This is a genomic window from Pseudomonas sp. Y3 TE3536 (assembly GCF_053629175.1).
Genome location: NZ_JBRJHU010000001.1, coordinates 403,250 through 420,779, shown reverse-complemented (window position 1 = coordinate 420,779; position 17,530 = coordinate 403,250). Strand labels below are relative to the sequence as shown.

The following is a 17,530-nucleotide window of genomic DNA, read 5'->3' as shown; positions in this document are numbered from 1 at the left end:
GCATGTTTACGCCAGCTATCAATTCACACCAGTCGCGCGTCCCAGAACCATGGTTTGCACGATCGGGGAGATGACTTTTTGCCACTCATACACGGCTGCGTTTGTTACGTAGATCGTATCGTCTGGTTTAACCATCACCTGGCGGGCATAGAAAATGGCCGCAGGGTCTCGCATGTTCAGGCGCAGGACGACAGGTTTCGGTTTGCCAGCCTCCATGCGGAAGACGAAGACGCCTTCTGCGTTGGCGCTGCCTTCTCGCAGGCCACCTACGCTGCCCAATGCATCGAGGAGGCTAGTATTGCGGTCGGGCAAGTCTTTCAGCCCTGGCGATGTTACAGCGCCCATGGCGACGAAGCGCTGTCGTGCCCTGTCAAGCACTACTTCAGAGTTCGGGCGCAAAACCATGTTGTTGCCTGCCAAAACTTCTTCATAGTTGAACTGTTGGACTTGGCTGCCGTTGCGCACAGTCACGTTAACCAAGTGAGGCTCGAGTACCGGGCCTCCCGCCTGGTTGACAGCGTCGAGCAGGGTCAGCGGACCCTGGAGGGTGCTGAAACGTCCTGGGGTTTTAACCGCGCCAGCAACCAGTACCGAGCCCGACAGGTCACCTACCAGCTCGACGTGAGTCTGCACGTCTGTAGTAATGCCTTTCAATTGACGATGGATCATGTTTTCAACTTGATTCAATGTCATGCCGGCGACGAATTGGCGGCCCACATAAGGGAGAGATAGCTTCCCTTCAGAGTCAATACGAGACTTGAGCTGTGTGCCACCCGTAGCCAGCGGGGCGAACAGAGACGAGCCTTCCGGTGCGGTGTCAGCGATCAATACATTGAGTGTGTCACCTGCCATTAGCCGTACTTCCGGCGGCACGGGCTTGGTGACCGTTGCCAGCACCGGTGGAACAGCACCTCGCATGTAGGGCGCGATGGTCTTCGCGTCAATGTCGACGAGGGTGTAGGCCTCGGTTTTACTTTCGATCGCGCCTTTGTAAGGGCCTGCGCCGGAAATCGTACCGCCGCAACCGGCCAGGCTCAGGCTTGCCAGGGCCAGTGCTGCCAGCTTCAGGTTGAAGGTGCGAGAGACAGCCAGGGATTTAATCACGATGATCCTCGATCGAAGCCAGAATGAAGCGGGTGATGCCGTAGAGCATCAACAGGCCAAGCAAAATGGTCGCCAGGTTGTACCAACGTTCTGGGTACAGGGCGAGTTGTGGGGTATTTGGGCTAACAACTGTTACTAGCGTCCGAATTTTCTTACTAGCTTCGATGCGGGCGTTGTCAACAGCGGCAACAGCAGTCTTGTAGCTTTCTTCAGCGATCCCGGCATCCAGCGTCAGTTGTTGGAAGCGCGAGGCCACTACGTTCAACTGTGTACCTTGTGGGGAGGAGACCAAAAGGCGTTTTTCTTTACTCAGCTGTTGAGTAATCGATTCAACCTTCTGACGCTGCTGCCTGACCTGAGGGGCATCATTGCGCAGTTTGAAGGTCATCTCGGTAAGGAGGGCCTGCTCCTTCGTGTATTGGCTCTCGAGGTCGGCAATGATAGTTGCCCGACTTTGGGCTGTGGTGCCGCCGTCAAGAACCTTGTTCTCGTTCTGGAACGTCAGCAGTTGAGTTTTGCGTTTGGCGTAGTTCAGCCGTGCGGTTTCCAGTTCGCCTTGGGCGAACTTCATTTGTTCGCGTGCAATCTTATGGCTGACTTCGTTGACGAAGTGTTCGCTGGCTTGCAGGATGGTGCGAAGCATCTTCTCGGAAAGCTCAGGCGTGAAGGCCTGGACTTCTACGCGCAGCAGGCCAGTCGTTTCGTCGTAGTGGGCTGAAACCATGCGCTGGTAGTACTTGAGCAGGTCTTCACGTTCGGCATTTTCATCCAGCCAGAAGAAAATGTCGCTGCGCTGGGCGGCATACTGCTCAATCCAGTGCACGCGCTCTTCCAGTAGCAACATCATGTCTGTCGACGTTATGTACTCACGAAGGTAAAGCGTTTCCTCTCGCGACGCCGGGTTGGTCCCGGTCAAAAGAGTCGCGAGACCTGGGACCTGGGCTGCCTGGTTATTGCCGTCTTGACGCACCACCACTTGGGAAGAGCTGACAAAGCGGTCAACGGCGAACGCACCGTAGTAGACGACCGCCAGGACCATTGGTAGGGCGACCATTGCGATTGCTAGGCCCCAGCCCTTGAATTTACCCGTGCTGCTCATAATGTGATGCATCCTTGAATGGAACAGTCTTGCAAAAAAATATTATTAGGCGCTATAAGCTTTGATGCCTTCGATCACGTCTTCGTAAATCTCTATTTCGCCATCTTTCACGAGCAAAACGATATCGCAGAGTTTGCTGATTTCTGACATCGAGTGTGACACGAGTACAACATTGGAGGTCTTTAGCTTCTCGCGAAAAATCTTCCTGCACTTACGTTTGAACTGAGCGTCACCCACCGACATGACTTCGTCGATTAAGTAGTAATCGAAGTCAAACGCCATGCTTAGGCCAAAGGCAACGCGAGAGCGCATACCGGACGAGTATGTTTTAATCGGTTCGTCTATCCAGGTGCCAATTTCGGCGAACTCTTGGACAAAGCGAATCTTCTCGCGCATTGCTTCGCCTTCTGCGCCATAGACTCGGCAGACGAATTTGATGTTGTCCCTACCGGACATACTGCCTTGGAACCCACCCGTCAAACCAACCGGCCAGGAGATACTTCTGTCGGTGACAATCGTGCCCGAGTCAGGCACGTCGGCCCCACCCAGGAGCCGCATGAGTGTTGACTTGCCAGCGCCGTTACGGCCGATAAGGCCGATGTTCTTCCCAGGTGGAATAGCTAGCGACAGATTCCGAAAGACATATCGGCGCCCCTTGGGCGTCAGATATGACTTGGTGACGTTTCTCAATTCGAACACGGTAGCCGGGCCTTATCCATTCTTGGTGGAAATCAAATGCAGCCTGCGTGCCCTGTAGCTGCCCAGCGAAATGAACAACAGCACCAGGGTGAAGCCAGTCACGTAACCGATTGAGATGCCGTCGACCATTGCGTAATGCGGCAGTACCTCGCCGCGAATCAGTTCGGTCAAGTGAAGAAACGGGTTGAGCAGCAGGATCGGCATCAATGCGTGTGGCAGGTACGCCGCAGGGATGAGTACCCCTGATATGAAATAGAGGGGGAAGAAAACCATGCGTATGACTAGCTTCAGGCTAGGTAAGGCATGCGTGATCAGCGCCAATACCATGCCGAGACTGAACGCAAAAAGCAGGCCAAGCGCCAGTGTCATGAACCACATCAGTGGGTTGTTGATAGACATATCGAACCCCCACCAGGCAAAGCCGAACACGATAAGGGCGTAGACAAGCCCGCTGATGCAGGCTTCGACGATTACGCGTGCTATGTAGGTGTCGAGGGGTTTGATCTGCTTGTAGCCGAACAGGGATCGGTTCTCCCGTAGGCTGTCCATCAACCTGAGTGCCGTGTTGCGGTAGAGCAAAAACGGAGCCATGCCCACCAGCACGAAAACGGGATATTCGACCCCGGAGATCGTCCGGCCACGAATCATGGTGTACAGCAGTGAGAAAATCAGCAGATGGCAAATTGGCTCGATCAGGATCCAGACCGCGCCCATGCGTCGATCCCCGATGCGGGCTCGTGCCTCGCGCAGGACTAGGGCAAAGATGACTGATTTCTGAATCTGCAGCGACGAACGAGGCTTCAAGATGGTTACCGCAAAGCAAAGCAGCGCGCCTAAGCACGCCGGAATTCATCTTCACGAAAGGCCCGATTCCCTTGGCGGGTAGGCTGGGGATTTCCCGGATACTTCCATGTTCTAAGGTGCGCGAGGGTAATTCGATGAGACGCAAGCGTCAAGAAAATTGAGCGAATTTGCAATCTTAAGCCTGCTCGATTCACTCGATCTGTGGTGATAGCGACACAGTCACCTCTCTGCACATCTCAATAGTTGGCTGCAAGATCCGTATGTCGGCAGGGCTAGATGATTAGGGGCTGTAGCCCAAGAGCTGCATAGTTATGGATGATGTCAAAAAGATATCACCTCGGGATGTGCCAGTTTACACGGTAGGTCCGTCTTGGCCCTTATAACGTCGATATCCACTGATTGCGCTGGCAATGCGACCTGCTCAATCGACTGTTATCTCAGCACAATTGCTGCAAAATAGGACTCAATGCTGGCAAAAATTTATCCATTATGGCTATAGAATTCAGATGCTTACGGGCTCAGATGGTTCTTTGAGGCCTGTATGATTTGTTCGAAAGGCATCAATTGCGTCAGGTTTGAATAGGGCGCGCGATGTCCCAGCTGTCTCTCCACAGGCAGATCGGCATTTTTTGGGGGCGATTGAGATCTGAAGGGAGGCTGACTAATAGAGTCAATGTCACGATGGCGGCCAAGCTTACAATTTATCCCGCCAGCCATTCCCCTAGCGAGCACAGTGCCTATAATGCCCGCCGAAATTGGCAGCAGCTGGCTGTTGTTCATGGACAGATTATGCATCAAGGAAATCATTCGCAATGCCGTACTACCGTAACCCCCGTGATGTGACGGCCCTCCCTGCCTGGCAGGCGCTTCAGCACCACCGTGAGGCCATGCAGAACTTCAGCATGCGCGAAGCCTTCGCCGCTGATGCCAAGCGCTTTGATCAATTCTCCCTGAGCAGCTGCGGCCTGTTCCTCGACTACTCGAAAAACCTGATCACCGAGCAAAGCCGCGACCTGCTGGTGAACCTGGCCAACGAAGTCGGCCTGCAGGATGCGATCAAGTCGATGTTCAGCGGCCAGATCATCAACGCCTCCGAAGGCCGTCCGGTGCTGCACACCGCCCTGCGCCGCCCGGTGGGCGACAAGCTCAGCGTCAACGGCGTCAACGTGATGCCAGAAGTGCACAAGGTGCTCAACCAGATCACCGAACTGGTCGGACGCATTCATAACGGTCTGTGGCGCGGTTACAGCGAAAAGCCGATCACCGACGTGGTCAACATCGGCATCGGCGGCTCGTTCCTCGGCCCTGAACTGGTCTCCGAAGCGCTGCTGCCCTACGCACAACGCGGCGTACGCTGCCATTACCTGGCGAACATCGACGGCAGTGAGTTCCACGAACTGTCGGCCAACCTGCGCGCCGAAACCACCCTGTTCATTGTCTCGTCGAAGTCGTTCAACACGTTAGAGACGTTGAAGAACGCCATGGCTGCGCGCACCTGGTACTTGGCCCATGGCGGGGCGGAATCCGAGTTGTACCGGCACTTCATTGCCGTCTCCAGCAATAAGGCTGCCGCCGTCGCCTTCGGTATCCGTGAAGAGAACATCTTCCCGATGTGGGACTGGGTCGGTGGGCGCTATTCGCTGTGGTCGGCCATCGGCCTGCCGATAGCCTTGGCCATCGGTACCGCCAACTTCAAGGAGCTGCTGTCGGGTGCCTACACCATGGACCAGCACTTCCAGACCGCGCCGTTCGATCAGAACATGCCGGTGCTGCTGGCCCTGCTGGGGGTCTGGTATGGCAACTTCTGGGGCGCCCGCAGCCATGCGATCCTGCCGTATGACCATTACCTGCGCAACATCACCAAGCATTTACAACAGCTGGACATGGAGTCCAATGGCAAGAGCGTCCTGCAGGATGGAACGCCGGTGAAGACCGAAACCGGCCCTGTGATTTGGGGCGGCGTTGGCTGCAACGGGCAACATGCTTATCACCAGCTGTTGCACCAGGGCACCCACCTTATCCCTGCTGACTTCATCGTACCGGTAGTGAGTTTCAACCCAGTGGTTGACCATCATCAATGGCTGTACGCCAACTGCCTTTCGCAGAGTCAGGCGTTGATGCTGGGCAAGACCCGCGATGAGGCAGAAAGCGAGCTGCGGGAAAAAGGCCTGAATGAAGCAGATATCGAGAAGCTGGCCCCGCATAAAGTGATCCCGGGTAACCGCCCAAGTAATACCTTGGTTGTCGAACGCATTAACCCGCGCCGTCTTGGTGCACTGGTTGCAATGTACGAGCATAAAGTCTTCGTGCAGAGCGTGATCTGGGGTGTGAATGCCTTCGATCAGTGGGGGGTCGAGCTGGGTAAGGAGCTGGGCAACGGCGTATACGGGCGTTTAGTCGGAAGTAACGATGACGCTGCTGAAGATGGCTCAACGCAAGGTCTGATCAATTACTTCCGTGGTCGCCACCGCGGCTGATTGTTTTTGCCGAGAAGTCATAAGCGAATCGCTCCTGCTCATTGCTGAGAAGCAATGGGCACGAGCGGTTTACGAATGTGGCCCCGCAAGTGCGCGCCCTATATCTACGCTAGTTAGGTGTCGATTCTCGTTTTAAGGAGCGAACCACTTTGCTTGCGTTTTTGTAGGACTTTTCACAGTCAGAAGTCCGAATTTAAGTATCACGCTGAGGTGCTTTTCGTGCAGGTTATAAAATATTTGGATTAAGGCTAGTCATCATGTGAAGTGTGGGGCCTGAGCGCTTATATGGGTATACGGAGCTCCGCTATTTACTGTCCCATTTGGTAACGATTCATCGAGCCGCGTGTCTAGTTAGAACAATGGAATACCGCTAGGGTTGATTGCGCAGCCAAAGGAAAGCTGCTGCTAGATAAGACCAACCCAAGGAGTGATCCCTAATGCGCAATACCGTTCTGTCCTACCTGCTTCTGCCCCTGTTCGCCAGCCTGTCCTTCTCGGTCAGCGCCGCCCCCGCCAGCACCACCGCCATGCAGGAACCAGTACCAATCGTCACCCACATGGAAGCTCAGACCACCCGACTAGACCTGAACAAGGCCGATGCCCCAACCCTGCAAAAAGAACTGAACGGCATCGGCAAGGCCAAGGCTGAAGCGATCGTCGCCTACCGGGAAGCCAACGGCCCATTCGCGTCGGTGGATGAGCTGCTGGAGATCAAAGGAATCGGCAATGCGTTGCTGGAGCGTAATCGGGACAAGGTAATGGTGGAGTAATCAGCAGTCGGGCTGGGCAGGCGATGCTTGGCTCAGCCCATTTATGGACGTATGCATCAATTGGCCATGGAGAGGTGTAGATAAAGTCAGCGGGAACTCGAGCGGAGAGTGTGTTGGATTCTTCGCGGGCAAGCCCGCTCCCACAGGTTAGAGAAGGGGCGGACTAAGGCCTTTTCATTTGGCATGACAGCGACGTCGAATGGACGTTGCTGTCTTCTACAGGGAATGGGGCAGGGGATTTAGCGGTCCTGCGCGTCCTTTGCATCAGCCTCAGCATTGCGCTCATGCACCTTGCGCAGTTGCTCATCCGTCAACGGCAGTTTTTTCGCCGTATCTCGCAGCATCATCAAGCCGCCGACAATCGAGCCGAGGGCTATGATGAGTATCAGCCAGGCATACCAGGGCATTGTCGTTCTCCTTTGATGATCATGGGGCGGCGCTTGTATGAAATTTGAGCAATTGCCGGTTCCTTTGGTTCAATTATAGAAGTCAGGCCTTGCAGGGCCAATTCCATGACCCGCGGCCCCCAAAGCCTGCGTCACTTCGTTTACAATGCGCGCCGTTTTCGACTTGCCAAGAGACCCTGACCATGTCCGCCTGCCAGACGCCCCTGATCGTCGCCCTCGACTTCCCTACCCGTGAGGCCGCTCTGAAGCTGGCTGACCAGCTTGACCCTGCACTGTGCCGGGTAAAGGTTGGCAAGGAGCTGTTCACCAGCAGTGCCTCGGGCATCGTCGAGACCCTGTGTGCCAAGGGCTTCGAAGTATTCCTCGACCTCAAGTTCCACGATATCCCCAACACCACGGCCATGGCCGTCAAGGCTGCCGCCGAGATGGGCGTGTGGATGGTCAATGTGCATTGCTCCGGTGGCCTGCGCATGATGTCGGCCTGCCGGGAAGTGCTGGCCAAGCGCAGCGGCCAGCAGCCGTTGCTGATTGGCGTGACCGTGCTGACCAGCATGGAACGTGAAGACTTGGCGGGTATCGGCCTGGATGTTGACCCGCAAGAACAAGTGCTGCGCCTGGCGGCCTTGGCCGAGAAGGCGGGCATGGACGGGCTGGTGTGCTCGGCGCTGGAGGCAACGGCACTGAAGGCTGCGCACCCTTCGCTGCAACTGGTGACCCCGGGTATTCGCCCGGCGGGTAGCGCTCAGGATGACCAACGCCGCATTTTGACCCCGCGTCAGGCGCTGGATGCTGGCTCGGATTACTTGGTGATCGGGCGGCCGATCAGCCAGGCGGCGGACCCGGCACAGGCTTTGGCTGCGGTTGTAGCTGAAATTCGCGGGTAAGGGGTTGGGTTGCGTTTGCGTTTGCGTTTGCGTCGGTAGGGGTTCGCCACAGCAGTTTTGGTGCCTGTGAGATCGAGCGCCGCCCGCGCGGCGCATCGCGAGCAACGCTCGCTCCTACGTTTGTTTCGGGCCAGTTATTCCTGGGGCAAACGCGCGCGACCGCCTTGTTTGTACGACGCGATATCGCGCCATGCGCCAAGGCGGTCGCGCGCGCCTGCTACAGGCGTTATTGGCCAAAAACAAACGTAGGAGCGAGCGTTGCTCGCGATGCGCCGCGCGGGCGGCGCTCGATTTACGCCCCGACACAACAATCGAGACAGGCACTGAAATCCAGGGCCTACGCAGTCAGACCTTCAACACCAACTTGCCAAAATTCTCGCCGCTGAACAGCTTGAGCAGCGTCTCTGGGAAGGTCTCCAACCCTTCCACCACATCTTCCTTGCTCTTCACTTTGCCAGCGGCCAGCCAGCCGGCGATTTCCTGCGCGGCTTTGCCGTAATCCTTGGCATGGTCAAACACCACAAAGCCTTCCATGCGCGCGCGGTTCACCAGCAGCGACAGGTAGTTGGCCGGGCCTTTGACGGCTTCTTTGTTGTTGTACTGGCTGATGGCGCCGCAGATGACGATGCGGGCCTTGAGGTTGATGCGGGTGAGCACGGCATCGAGGATCTCGCCGCCGACGTTGTCAAAGTACACGTCTACCCCTTTCGGGCATTCGCGCTTGAGGCCGGCCAGCACGTCTTCGGCCTTGTAGTCGATGACGCCGTCGAAGCCGAGTTCGTCCTTGAGGTATTGGCATTTTTCGGCGCCGCCGGCGATGCCGACCACGTGGCAGCCTTTGAGCTTGGCGATCTGCCCGACGATGCTGCCGACTGCGCCGGCGGCGCCGGAGATGACCACGGTGTCACCGGTTTTGGGTTGGCCGACTTCGAGCAGGGCGAAGTAGGCGGTCATGCCGGTCATGCCCAGGGCCGAGAGGTAGCGGGGCAGGGGGGCGAGGCTGGGGTCGATCTTGTGCAGGCCTTGGGGCTCGCCGGTGAAGTAGTCCTGCACGCCGAGCGGGCCGCTGACGTGATCGCCGGGTTTGTAGTCGGGGTGGTTGGAGGCCACCACTTCGCCGACGCCGAGGGCGCGCATCACTTGGCCGAGGGCCACTGGGGGGATATAGGACTTGCCTTCGTTCATCCAGCCGCGCATGGCGGGGTCGAGGGACAGGTACAGGTTGCGCACCAGAATCTGGCCTTCGCCGGGCTGTTCGGCGGGTACTGCCTCGAAGCTGAAGTCGTCACGGCGCACGGCGCCGACCGGGCGTTTGGCGAGCAGGAAGCGGCGGTTGGTCTGGGTCATGGCGGGTCCTTGTGGGCAGTTGATCGGTGTAGGGGCAATTTACCTTGCTGATGCAGGTTGTAGCGCAAAATCACTGGTAGGCATGGTAGCTCAACCGTGGGTGTGATGATGCTGCACTGGGGGGAAGGGCGTGACTATGCTCTGGGGCAGAGGGTGGGTGATGGTGGGTGGGTGTTTGGCGCGGCATTGGGTAATGGCCGGCAGGTGTTCGGCGGAAGATGTTTGGTGGCCGGGAGATCGAGCGCCGCCCGCGCGGCGCATCGCGAGCAACGCTCGCTCCTACGTTTGTTTCGGGCCAATTATTCCTGGGGCAAACGCGCGCGACCGCCTTTGGCGCATGGCGCGATATCGCGTCGAACAAACAAGGCGGTCGCGCGCGCCTGTCACAGGCGTTACTGGCCAAAAACAAACGTAGCGAGCGTTGCTCGCGATGCGCCGCGCGGGCGGCGCTCGATCTCACAGGCGCCACCCTCTCCAGCCCTGCACCTAGCGGCCCTGATGCAACCCCAACAACAACCAGGAGCAAACGATGAGCATGACCTTTTCCGGCCAGGTAGCCCTGGTCACCGGTGGCGCCGCAGGTATCGGCCGGGCAACGGCGCTGGCCTTCGCCCGTGAAGGCTTGAAGGTGGTGGTGGCCGACCTCGACCCGGTCGGCGGTGAGGCCACGGTGGCGTTGATTCACGAGGCGGGCGGTGATGCGATGTTCATCGCCTGCGACGTCACCCGGGAGGCGGATGTGCGCCAGCTGCATGAGCAGCTCATCGCCGCCTATGGCCGCTTGGACTATGCCTACAACAATGCCGGTATCGAGATCGAGCAGGGCCGCTTGGCCGAGGGCAGCGAGGCGCAGTTCGACGCCATCATGGGCGTCAACGTCAAAGGGGTGTGGCTGTGCATGAAGTATCAGTTGCCATTGCTGCTGGCCCAGGGCGGTGGGGCGATCGTCAATACTGCGTCGGTGGCGGGGCTGGGGGCGGCACCGAAGATGAGCATCTACAGTGCCTCCAAGCACGCGGTCATCGGCCTGACCAAGTCGGCGGCCATCGAGTATGCGAAGAAGGGCATCCGGGTTAACGCGGTGTGCCCGGCGGTGATCGATACCGACATGTTCCGCCGTGCCTATGAAGCGGACCCGCGCAAGGCGGAATTCGCGGCGGCGATGCACCCGGTGGGGCGCATCGGCAAGGTGGAGGAGATTGCCAGTGCGGTGCTGTACCTGTGCAGCGATGGGGCAGCCTTCACCACAGGGCACAGCCTGACAGTGGATGGTGGGGCTACGGCGATCTGACAAGTCCGGGGCGTGTGATCTTTTTTTGTAGGAGCGGCCTTGCGTCGCGAAAGGGCCGCAGAGCGGCCCCAGCATCCTTTGCCAAAACGCTGAAATCGTGGGGCCGCTCCGCGGCCCTTTCGCGACGCAAGGCCGCTCCTACAAGGGTCAGCTGCGTACTTGGGGCTGCGGGCTTTGCGCTGCAGCAGTCCGCGCAGACAACCACAACGCCAACCCAACCAGCACGCACCCCAGCAGCAGCACCCCACCAAACACCAGCAAGGCCGTCCGTGACCCCAAGCGGTCGCTCAGCAACCCGGTAAAGATCACTGGCAAGCTGAAGCCCAGGTACGCCAGCAAGAAGAACCCGGCACTGGCCCGGGTTTTTTCTGTGCCGGCCAGTTGGTTCACCGCCGCCAACCCGCCCAGGTAGATAAACCCGTAACACGCACTGCTGGCCGCCACCGCGCCCAGCAACACGGCCCCCAGTTGCCCAGCATCGGCCCCCCAGGCCAGCACCGCGTAACTGCACGGCAGAATCAGCAGCCCCAGCAGCGTGGCCTTGAGGCTCGACAGGCGACGTGCCATCGGCTGAAACAACAAGCCGCAGCTGATCACGCAGAAGGTCGAGAACCCCGACCAGGCACTCAAGCCATGCTGGCGCAAAATCCCCGGCAGCAGGGCGATGACCAAGCCAACGCAGGCCCAGGCCAGCAAGATGGCCAGGCCGTAGGCAACGCTGCCGCGGGGGTAGCACGGCGGCCGTAGCATGGCGCTGCGCTGTGTCGGGCGCGGGTCGGGCAGGCGCCAGACCAGCACCAGGGCAACGGCGGCGAGCAGCAGCTGCAGGTGGAAGCTGCCTGGGGTCAGGCTCGGGCCGCGCAGCAGGAACAGGCTGGTAAGCGCGGCGCCCAGGCCGAAGCCCAGTGAGGTGCTGGCGGTGACCCAGTTGGCGGCACGGGGGCTGCCGTCACTGCCCATCAGCTCGCCCATGTAGGCGGTTGCCGTGGCCGAGGCAAGGCCGGTGCCCAGGCCCAGGAACAGCCGCGCCAGGCCAAGGGTTTGCAGGCTGGGGGCGAGTAGCATGAGCACGGTGGCGATCATCGACAGGATCAGCGCGGCGATGATCAATGGGCGGCGGCCAACCCTGTCGGCCAGCCCGCCGAGGGCCAGGAGTACAGGGAGTACGCCCAGCACGTAGCCGGAGAAGGCCACGGCGGTGGCGGCGGCCCCCTGGCCGGAGAGGTCGGCGTAGGTGATGTAGAGCGGGGCCTGGAGGTTGACGGCGAGGGTGATCAGGCACAGGGCGAAGGCCAGTCTGGCGGGGGCGCGGGGCATAGGTAAGATCCTGGTTTTTTAAAGGGCAGTGCCGGCCTCTTCGCGGGCAAGCCCGCTCCCACAAGTACAGCGCGCGGTTCAATGGGCTGTGAAAAATCCGGGTAGGAGCAGCCTTGTGCTGCGAAGAGGCCAGTGCAAGCAGTCAAGATTTCCGGTGTTTTCACCGGCCTCTTCGCGGGGCAAGCCCGCTCCCACAGGTACAGCGCGCGGTTCAATGGGCTGTGAAAAATCCGGGTAGGAGCAGCCTTGTGCTGCGAAGAGGCCAGTGGCAGCAGTCAAGATTTCCGGTGTTGTCACCGGCCTCTTCGCGGGCAAGCCCGCTCCCACAGGTACAGCGCGCGGTTCAATGGGCTGTGAAAAATCCCGGTAGGAGCAGCCTTGTGCTGCGAAGAGGCCAGTGGCAGCAGCCAAGATTTCCGGTGTGGTCACCGGCCTCTTCGCAGCACAAGGCTGCTCCTACCCGAATCGCGTGCGATGTAAGGGCCGTGCCGGCGTGGCAACAATGATTCCAATCAGCCCCCGCAACCAGACACACCGCCACCCCATTTATGCTTAACTGTTCGCTCAAAACCTGCGAACACTTGCCATGCACTTCCCTCTAGACCGCACCAGCACCACGCCCTTGGTGCAGCAGCTCACCAACCACCTGCAAACCTGGATCGGCCACCAACGCCTGCGCCCCGGCGCCCGTCTGCCGTCGATCCGTGCGTTGGCGCGCAGCCAGGCGGTCAGCGCGTCTTGTGTGATCGAGGCCTATGATCGCCTGGTCGCCAGCGGCTGGCTGGAGGCGCGGCATGGCACCGGTTTTTTCGTCGCCGAGCGCAAACCGGTGGGCGAGGCGGACGATGGCTTGCCCTGGGGCGAGGCTGGCGATGGCCACTGGCGGCAGTTTCGCGAGGGCCATGACGAGCTGCTCAAACTCGGCTGTGGCTGGTTGCCCAACAGCTGGCGTGCGGCCACCGAGCTGGCCCAGGCGGTGCGCCAGGTCAGCCGCGGCAACCCGCAGGACCTGTTCGACTACTGCCCACCGCTGGGCCTGGCCAGCCTGCGTCAGCAACTGCACAAGCGCCTGGCGCGCCAGGGCATCGCCGCCGGCCCCGAACGCATCCTCACCACTCAAGGCGCCAGCCATGGCCTCGACCTGCTGGTGCGCACCTTGCTGCGCCCTGGCGATACGGTGCTGGTGGAAAACCCCGGTTACTACAACCTGTACAACCTGCTGCGCCAGCACCAGGTGCGCATGTTGCCCGTGCCCCGCCTGGCCGAAGGCCCAGACCTGGCGGCGCTGGAGCGCTTGCTGGCCGAACACCGCCCGCGTTGCCTGTTCATCAACAGCCTGTACCACAACCCGACCGGCACCAGCCTGACCCCCAAGGTTGCCTACCGCCTGCTGGAGCTGGCCCGCGAGCACGACCTGCGCATCATCGAAGACGATATCTACGCCGACTTCCAGGAAGGCCCGGCCACGCGCCTGGCTACGCTGGACAGCGAACAGCGGGTCATCTACATGGCCAGCTTTTCCAAAACCCTCAGCAGCTCGCTGCGGGTCGGCTACCTGGTCGCCGACCCGGCCCTGCTGGCGCGGCTGGCCGAGCTGAAGATGGTCAGTGGCATCGGCACGTCGCGCTTCGCCGAGCAGGTGGTGGGGCAGATGCTTGCCAACGGCAGCTACCGCAAAAGCGTGCAACGCCTGCGGGTGCGCCTGGGCCAGCACATGGCCAAATTGCTCGGGCAGTTGGAGCAGGCAGGGTGGGAGGTGTTCTGTGAGCCTTACGGCGGTATGTTCGTGTGGGCGCGGGTACCCGGGCGTGACGTTGCCAGCCTGGAGCGGCTGGCCCTGGAGCATGCGGTGCTGCTCACCCCTGGCAGCGCCTTCGATTACCAGGGCGCGACCAGCGATTGGCTGCGCATCAATGTCGCTTACGGGCAGGATTCCCGCGCCCAGGCCTTCTTCAAACACGCAGGGCGACCTCCAGCACACTGAAAGCGACACGCTCATAGCTATTTGACACTATTCTGGCGTCAGGCCCTTGTGAGTGCACGGGTATCGTTGCCACGCTTGGCCTTCGGCAAAACCTGACAAGGTGAAGGGGAATCGGCGATGGGCGCGACCAAGCACGGTGTTCTGGCCAACCTGGGCATGGCCCGCAAGCTCGGCCTGGGCTTTACCTTGGTGCTGTTGTTGACGCTGGCGGTGGCGGCCATCGGCATCGCCGCGTTGCACAGCGTGGGCCAGCGCTTCGACGGCTTGCGCCAGCTGGCCCAGGTCAATACCGACCTGCTCAGGTTGCGCCAGCACGAACAAACCTTTGCCATGAGTTCTGACATCAAGCAGGCCGAGGCCTTGCGCGCGGGCCTGCAGGGCTTGGCCGAGCGCGCCCGTGGCTTGCCGGCGCTGGCGGCGGCCGAGGCTGAGCTAAGCGCCTATGGCCAGGCGTTCGAGGCCTTTGTCGAAGCGGTGCAGGCCAAGGAGCTGGCGCTGGACATGGCCAGTTGGTCGGTGTCCAGCGTGGCCAACAACCTGGATGTGCTGCAGGCCGGGCTGGCCGACGACGGCACCTACACCCTCAAACAATCCCAGGGCCAGCAGGGCGGCGAGTTTCTGGAGCAGGCCGCGCAGGTGGCGCAGGTGTCGCGGCTGATGCTGCAAGCAATGGACGAAGCCCGCGTGCGCCTGGACAAGAGCCGCAAGGGTGAAGAAGGCGCGGGCCAGACGCGCATCGCCCAGACCCTCGAAGCCGCAAGCCTGGTCGAGCAGCTCAAGGCCGCCGTCAGTGATGCCGGGTACCAGAGTGTGCTGGGCGAAGTGGCTGGGCACATCGGCAGTTTCTCCGACAAACTCAACGAATACACCGACCTGTTGGCCAAGGAGCAGGGCTTGAAGGCGCAGCTGCAGGCGCGGGCCGAGCAGGTCACCGGCCGGGTCGACCAAGCCTACCTGGCGCAGGAGCAGGCCCTGCAAGGTGAGCTGTCGCGCAATGCCCTGGCCATCGCCCTGGCCACGGGGCTGGCGCTGTTGGTGGGTGTGCTGGCGGCCTGGCTGATCACCCGTGCGGTGGTCGGCCCGCTCAAGCGCGTCATCGCCCGAGCCCGGCGCATTGCCGCGGGCGAGTTGAGCCTGGAAGCAGAAGCGCCGCGCCGCGACGAGGTGGGGCAGTTGATGCAGGCCATGCAGCAGATGGCGGCCGGGCTGTCGGGCATTGTCAGCGGGCTGCAGCAGGGTATCGAGCAACTGGCCGGCAGTGCGCAGGCGCTGTCGGCGGTGACCGAGCAGACCAACCGCGAGGTGGGCAGCCAGAAGGAGGAGACCGAACAGGTGGCCACCGCCATGCAGCAGATGACGGCCACCGTGCACGATGTGGCGCGCAATGCCGAGGAAGCGGCGCAGGCGGCCCAGTCTGCCGATGACAAGGTCGAGTCTGGGCAAGTGGTGGTGCGTCAAAGCATGCAGCGTATCGAGCAGTTGGCGTCGGCTGCCGAGACGGCCAGTGCCGGCATCGACAGCCTCAGTGCCGAGATCCACACCATTGGCGATGTACTGGAAGTGATCAAGAGCGTCGCCGAGCAGACCAACCTGCTGGCGCTCAATGCCGCGATCGAAGCGGCGCGTGCGGGCGAGCAGGGGCGTGGTTTTGCGGTGGTGGCCGATGAGGTGCGGGCCTTGGCCCGGCGTACCCGGCAATCGACCGAGCAGATCGAGACCCTGGTGGGGAGCTTGCGCGGCAACGCCCAGCAGTCGGTGGCGCAGATCCGCGGCAGTACCGAGCTGGTGCGTTTGGCGGTGGCGGATGTGTTGCAGACTGAAAGTGCGCTGGGCAGCATTGCCTCGGCGGTTTCAATGATCCAGCAGATGAACCAGCAGATTGCCGCCGCGGCCGAGCAGCAGAGCTCGGTGGCCGAAGAGATCAGCCGCAGCGTTACGCAGATCCGCGGCAGTGCCGATCAGGCGGCGTTGGCGATGCAGGACAATGCCAGGTCGAGTGTCGAACTGGCGCAGTTGGGTACGGACTTGAAGGGGATGGTGGGGCATTTCAGGTTGTAGGTGCTTGGCGGGGCAGGTGTGTCGGTATTGAGATCGAGCGCCGCGCGGGCGGCGCTCGATCTCAACCCCGACGCCGATCTCCCGTCATACCCTACGCGGATTCAAAATCATCAACGTCAAAACCCCCGCCACAATCCCCCAGAACGCCGACCCGATCGAGAACAGCGTCAACCCCGACGCCGTCACCATAAAGGTAATCAACGCCGCCTCACGCTCGCGCGCCTCGCCCATGGCCACGGTCAGCCCGTTCATGATCGAGCCAAACAACGCCAAGGCCGCAATCGACAGCACCAGCTCTTTCGGCAATGCCGCAAACAGCGCCGCCAACGTTGCCCCGAACACCCCGGCAATGCCATAGAAAATCCCGCACCACACCGCCGCGGTGTAGCGCTTGCTCGGGTCTTCATGGGCATGTGGCCCGGTGCAGATCGCTGCGCTGATCGCTGCCAGGTTCACCCCGTGCGAGCCAAACGGTGCCAGCAGCAACGAGGCAAACCCGGTCGCCGAAATCAACGGTGAAGCCGGCACCTGGTAGCCATCGGCCCGCAGCACGGCCACGCCGGGCATGTTCTGCGAGGTCATCGCCACCACGAACAGCGGAATCCCAATGCTGATGGTCGCCCCCAGCGAGAAGCTCGGCGTGGTCCACACCGGCGTGGCCACTTCCAGGCGGAAGCCGCTGAAGTCCAGCAGGCCAAGGGCGCCAGACAGCGCCGTACCGACCAGCAACGCGGCCAGCACGCAGTAACGCGGCGACAGGCGCTTGACCAGCAGGTAGCTGAAGAACATGCCCAGCACCAGCAAGGTGCGGTGCTGCGCGGCGACGAAGATCTCGCTGCCGATCTTGAACAAGATACCCGCCAGCAGCGCCGAGGCCAGCGAGGCCGGAATACGTTTGACCAGGCGCTCGAAACTGCCGGTCAGGCCGCAGATCAGGACCAGCACGGCGCAGGTGATGTACGCCCCAATGGCCTCGCCATAGCTGACGCCGCCCAGGCTGGTGATCAGCAGCGCAGCGCCTGGGGTCGACCAGGCCACGGTGATCGGCGTGCGGTAGCGCAGCGACAGGCCAATGCTGCACACCGCCATGCCGATCGACAGCGCCCAGATCCAGGACGAAATCTGCGCAGTGGTCAGCCCGGCCGCCTGGCCGGCCTGAAACATCAGCACCAGTGAGCTGGTATAGCCGGTGAGCATGGCAATGAAGCCGGCGACCACCGCCGACGGGGAGCTGTCTGCCAGGGGCCGCAGGCGTGCGGAAGTGGCATCGGTCATGAACAAAATCCTTG

14 protein-coding genes and 1 pseudogene are annotated in these 17,530 nt (G+C 60.9%); 7 read left to right on the top strand and 8 right to left on the bottom strand.

The annotated features are described in order from the left end of the window. Window positions 1–18: 18 nt before the first annotated feature. From AB7M33_RS01905 to AB7M33_RS01890, 4 genes are read right to left on the bottom strand one after another with little or no spacing between them, the layout of a single operon-like run. On the bottom strand, window positions 19–1,104 hold the full coding sequence (locus tag AB7M33_RS01905; protein WP_085273736.1) for a polysaccharide biosynthesis/export family protein: 1,086 nt from the start codon (window positions 1,102–1,104) through the stop codon (window positions 19–21). After that, window positions 1,097–2,203: an ABC transporter permease gene (locus AB7M33_RS01900; protein WP_085273735.1), complete on the bottom strand. Its 1,107-nt coding sequence runs from the start codon at window positions 2,201–2,203 to the stop codon at window positions 1,097–1,099. Before AB7M33_RS01900 ends, AB7M33_RS01905 begins: the two co-directional genes overlap by 8 nt. Window positions 2,204–2,248: 45 nt before the next feature. Further along, window positions 2,249–2,902 (bottom strand): ABC transporter ATP-binding protein, encoded by a 654-nt coding sequence (locus AB7M33_RS01895; RefSeq protein WP_085273734.1) that lies wholly within the window; start codon window positions 2,900–2,902, stop codon window positions 2,249–2,251. 12 nt (window positions 2,903–2,914) lie between these two features. Continuing rightward, a complete protein-coding gene (locus tag AB7M33_RS01890; RefSeq protein ID WP_085273733.1) occupies window positions 2,915–3,706 on the bottom strand; it encodes an ABC transporter permease in 792 nt (263 codons plus the stop codon). An 812-nt stretch (window positions 3,707–4,518) separates the two neighbouring features. Here AB7M33_RS01890 and pgi point away from each other — a divergent pair. After that, window positions 4,519–6,183 (top strand): glucose-6-phosphate isomerase, encoded by a 1,665-nt coding sequence (gene pgi / locus AB7M33_RS01885; protein WP_454242343.1) that lies wholly within the window; start codon window positions 4,519–4,521, stop codon window positions 6,181–6,183. 437 nt (window positions 6,184–6,620) lie between these two features. After that, complete coding sequence (locus tag AB7M33_RS01880; RefSeq protein WP_085273731.1) at window positions 6,621–6,953, top strand: ComEA family DNA-binding protein; 333 nt, start codon at window positions 6,621–6,623, stop codon at window positions 6,951–6,953. 239 nt (window positions 6,954–7,192) lie between these two features. Here AB7M33_RS01880 and AB7M33_RS01875 read toward each other — a convergent pair whose 3' ends face one another. Further along, the gene (locus AB7M33_RS01875; RefSeq protein ID WP_016500979.1) at window positions 7,193–7,360 is read right to left on the bottom strand and encodes a DUF2897 family protein; all 168 of its coding nucleotides are present in this window, start codon (window positions 7,358–7,360) and stop codon (window positions 7,193–7,195) included. Between the two features lie 182 nt (window positions 7,361–7,542). On the opposite strand from AB7M33_RS01875, the gene pyrF reads away from it, so the two are divergent. Next, complete coding sequence (pyrF, locus tag AB7M33_RS01870) at window positions 7,543–8,244, top strand: orotidine-5'-phosphate decarboxylase (protein WP_454242342.1); 702 nt, start codon at window positions 7,543–7,545, stop codon at window positions 8,242–8,244. Between the two features lie 345 nt (window positions 8,245–8,589). Here the strand turns inward: pyrF and AB7M33_RS01865 are convergent, their stop codons facing one another. Then, window positions 8,590–9,591 carry an NADP-dependent oxidoreductase gene (locus AB7M33_RS01865; protein WP_186703946.1) on the bottom strand — a complete coding sequence of 334 codons (1,002 nt, stop codon included), beginning with the start codon at window positions 9,589–9,591 and terminating at the stop codon, window positions 8,590–8,592. A gap of 529 nt (window positions 9,592–10,120) precedes the next feature. Here AB7M33_RS01865 and AB7M33_RS01860 point away from each other — a divergent pair. After that, window positions 10,121–10,882 carry an SDR family oxidoreductase gene (locus AB7M33_RS01860; protein ID WP_186679476.1) on the top strand — a complete coding sequence of 254 codons (762 nt, stop codon included), beginning with the start codon at window positions 10,121–10,123 and terminating at the stop codon, window positions 10,880–10,882. A 147-nt stretch (window positions 10,883–11,029) separates the two neighbouring features. On the opposite strand, the gene AB7M33_RS01855 is transcribed toward AB7M33_RS01860, so the two are convergent. Further along, window positions 11,030–12,199 carry an MFS transporter gene (locus AB7M33_RS01855; protein ID WP_454242341.1) on the bottom strand — a complete coding sequence of 390 codons (1,170 nt, stop codon included), beginning with the start codon at window positions 12,197–12,199 and terminating at the stop codon, window positions 11,030–11,032. A 586-nt stretch (window positions 12,200–12,785) separates the two neighbouring features. Here AB7M33_RS01855 and AB7M33_RS01850 point away from each other — a divergent pair. From AB7M33_RS01850 to AB7M33_RS01840, 3 genes and pseudogenes are all read left to right on the top strand, one after another. Then, window positions 12,786–14,183, top strand: coding sequence for an aminotransferase-like domain-containing protein (locus AB7M33_RS01850; protein ID WP_454242340.1), 1,398 nt, complete (start codon window positions 12,786–12,788; stop codon window positions 14,181–14,183). Window positions 14,184–14,300: 117 nt separating this feature from the next. Beyond that, window positions 14,301–15,380: pseudogene (locus AB7M33_RS01845) on the top strand (HAMP domain-containing protein); the annotation flags it as partial. Beyond that, window positions 15,360–16,241 (top strand): methyl-accepting chemotaxis protein, encoded by an 882-nt coding sequence (locus AB7M33_RS01840; protein ID WP_454244193.1) that lies wholly within the window; start codon window positions 15,360–15,362, stop codon window positions 16,239–16,241. The pseudogene AB7M33_RS01845 and the gene AB7M33_RS01840, both read left to right, overlap by 21 nt. 84 nt (window positions 16,242–16,325) lie before the next feature. Here the strand turns inward: AB7M33_RS01840 and AB7M33_RS01835 are convergent, their stop codons facing one another. Further along, entirely contained in the window at window positions 16,326–17,516 is a 1,191-nt protein-coding gene (locus AB7M33_RS01835) for a benzoate/H(+) symporter BenE family transporter (RefSeq protein ID WP_252827054.1), read from the bottom strand. Window positions 17,517–17,530 lie beyond the last annotated feature (14 nt).

Coding starts and splice junctions, on each gene's coding strand:
- AB7M33_RS01900 (WP_085273735.1), bottom strand. CDS start 2,203: ATGAGCAGCACGGGTAAATTCAAGGGCTGGGGCCTAGCAATCGCAATG.
- pgi (WP_454242343.1), top strand. CDS start 4,519: ATGCCGTACTACCGTAACCCCCGTGATGTGACGGCCCTCCCTGCCTGG.
- AB7M33_RS01880 (WP_085273731.1), top strand. CDS start 6,621: ATGCGCAATACCGTTCTGTCCTACCTGCTTCTGCCCCTGTTCGCCAGC.
- AB7M33_RS01875 (WP_016500979.1), bottom strand. CDS start 7,360: ATGCCCTGGTATGCCTGGCTGATACTCATCATAGCCCTCGGCTCGATT.
- pyrF (WP_454242342.1), top strand. CDS start 7,543: ATGTCCGCCTGCCAGACGCCCCTGATCGTCGCCCTCGACTTCCCTACC.
- AB7M33_RS01865 (WP_186703946.1), bottom strand. CDS start 9,591: ATGACCCAGACCAACCGCCGCTTCCTGCTCGCCAAACGCCCGGTCGGC.
- AB7M33_RS01860 (WP_186679476.1), top strand. CDS start 10,121: ATGAGCATGACCTTTTCCGGCCAGGTAGCCCTGGTCACCGGTGGCGCC.
- AB7M33_RS01855 (WP_454242341.1), bottom strand. CDS start 12,199: ATGCCCCGCGCCCCCGCCAGACTGGCCTTCGCCCTGTGCCTGATCACC.
- AB7M33_RS01850 (WP_454242340.1), top strand. CDS start 12,786: ATGCACTTCCCTCTAGACCGCACCAGCACCACGCCCTTGGTGCAGCAG.
- AB7M33_RS01840 (WP_454244193.1), top strand. CDS start 15,360: ATGCAGGCCATGCAGCAGATGGCGGCCGGGCTGTCGGGCATTGTCAGC.
- AB7M33_RS01835 (WP_252827054.1), bottom strand. CDS start 17,516: ATGACCGATGCCACTTCCGCACGCCTGCGGCCCCTGGCAGACAGCTCC.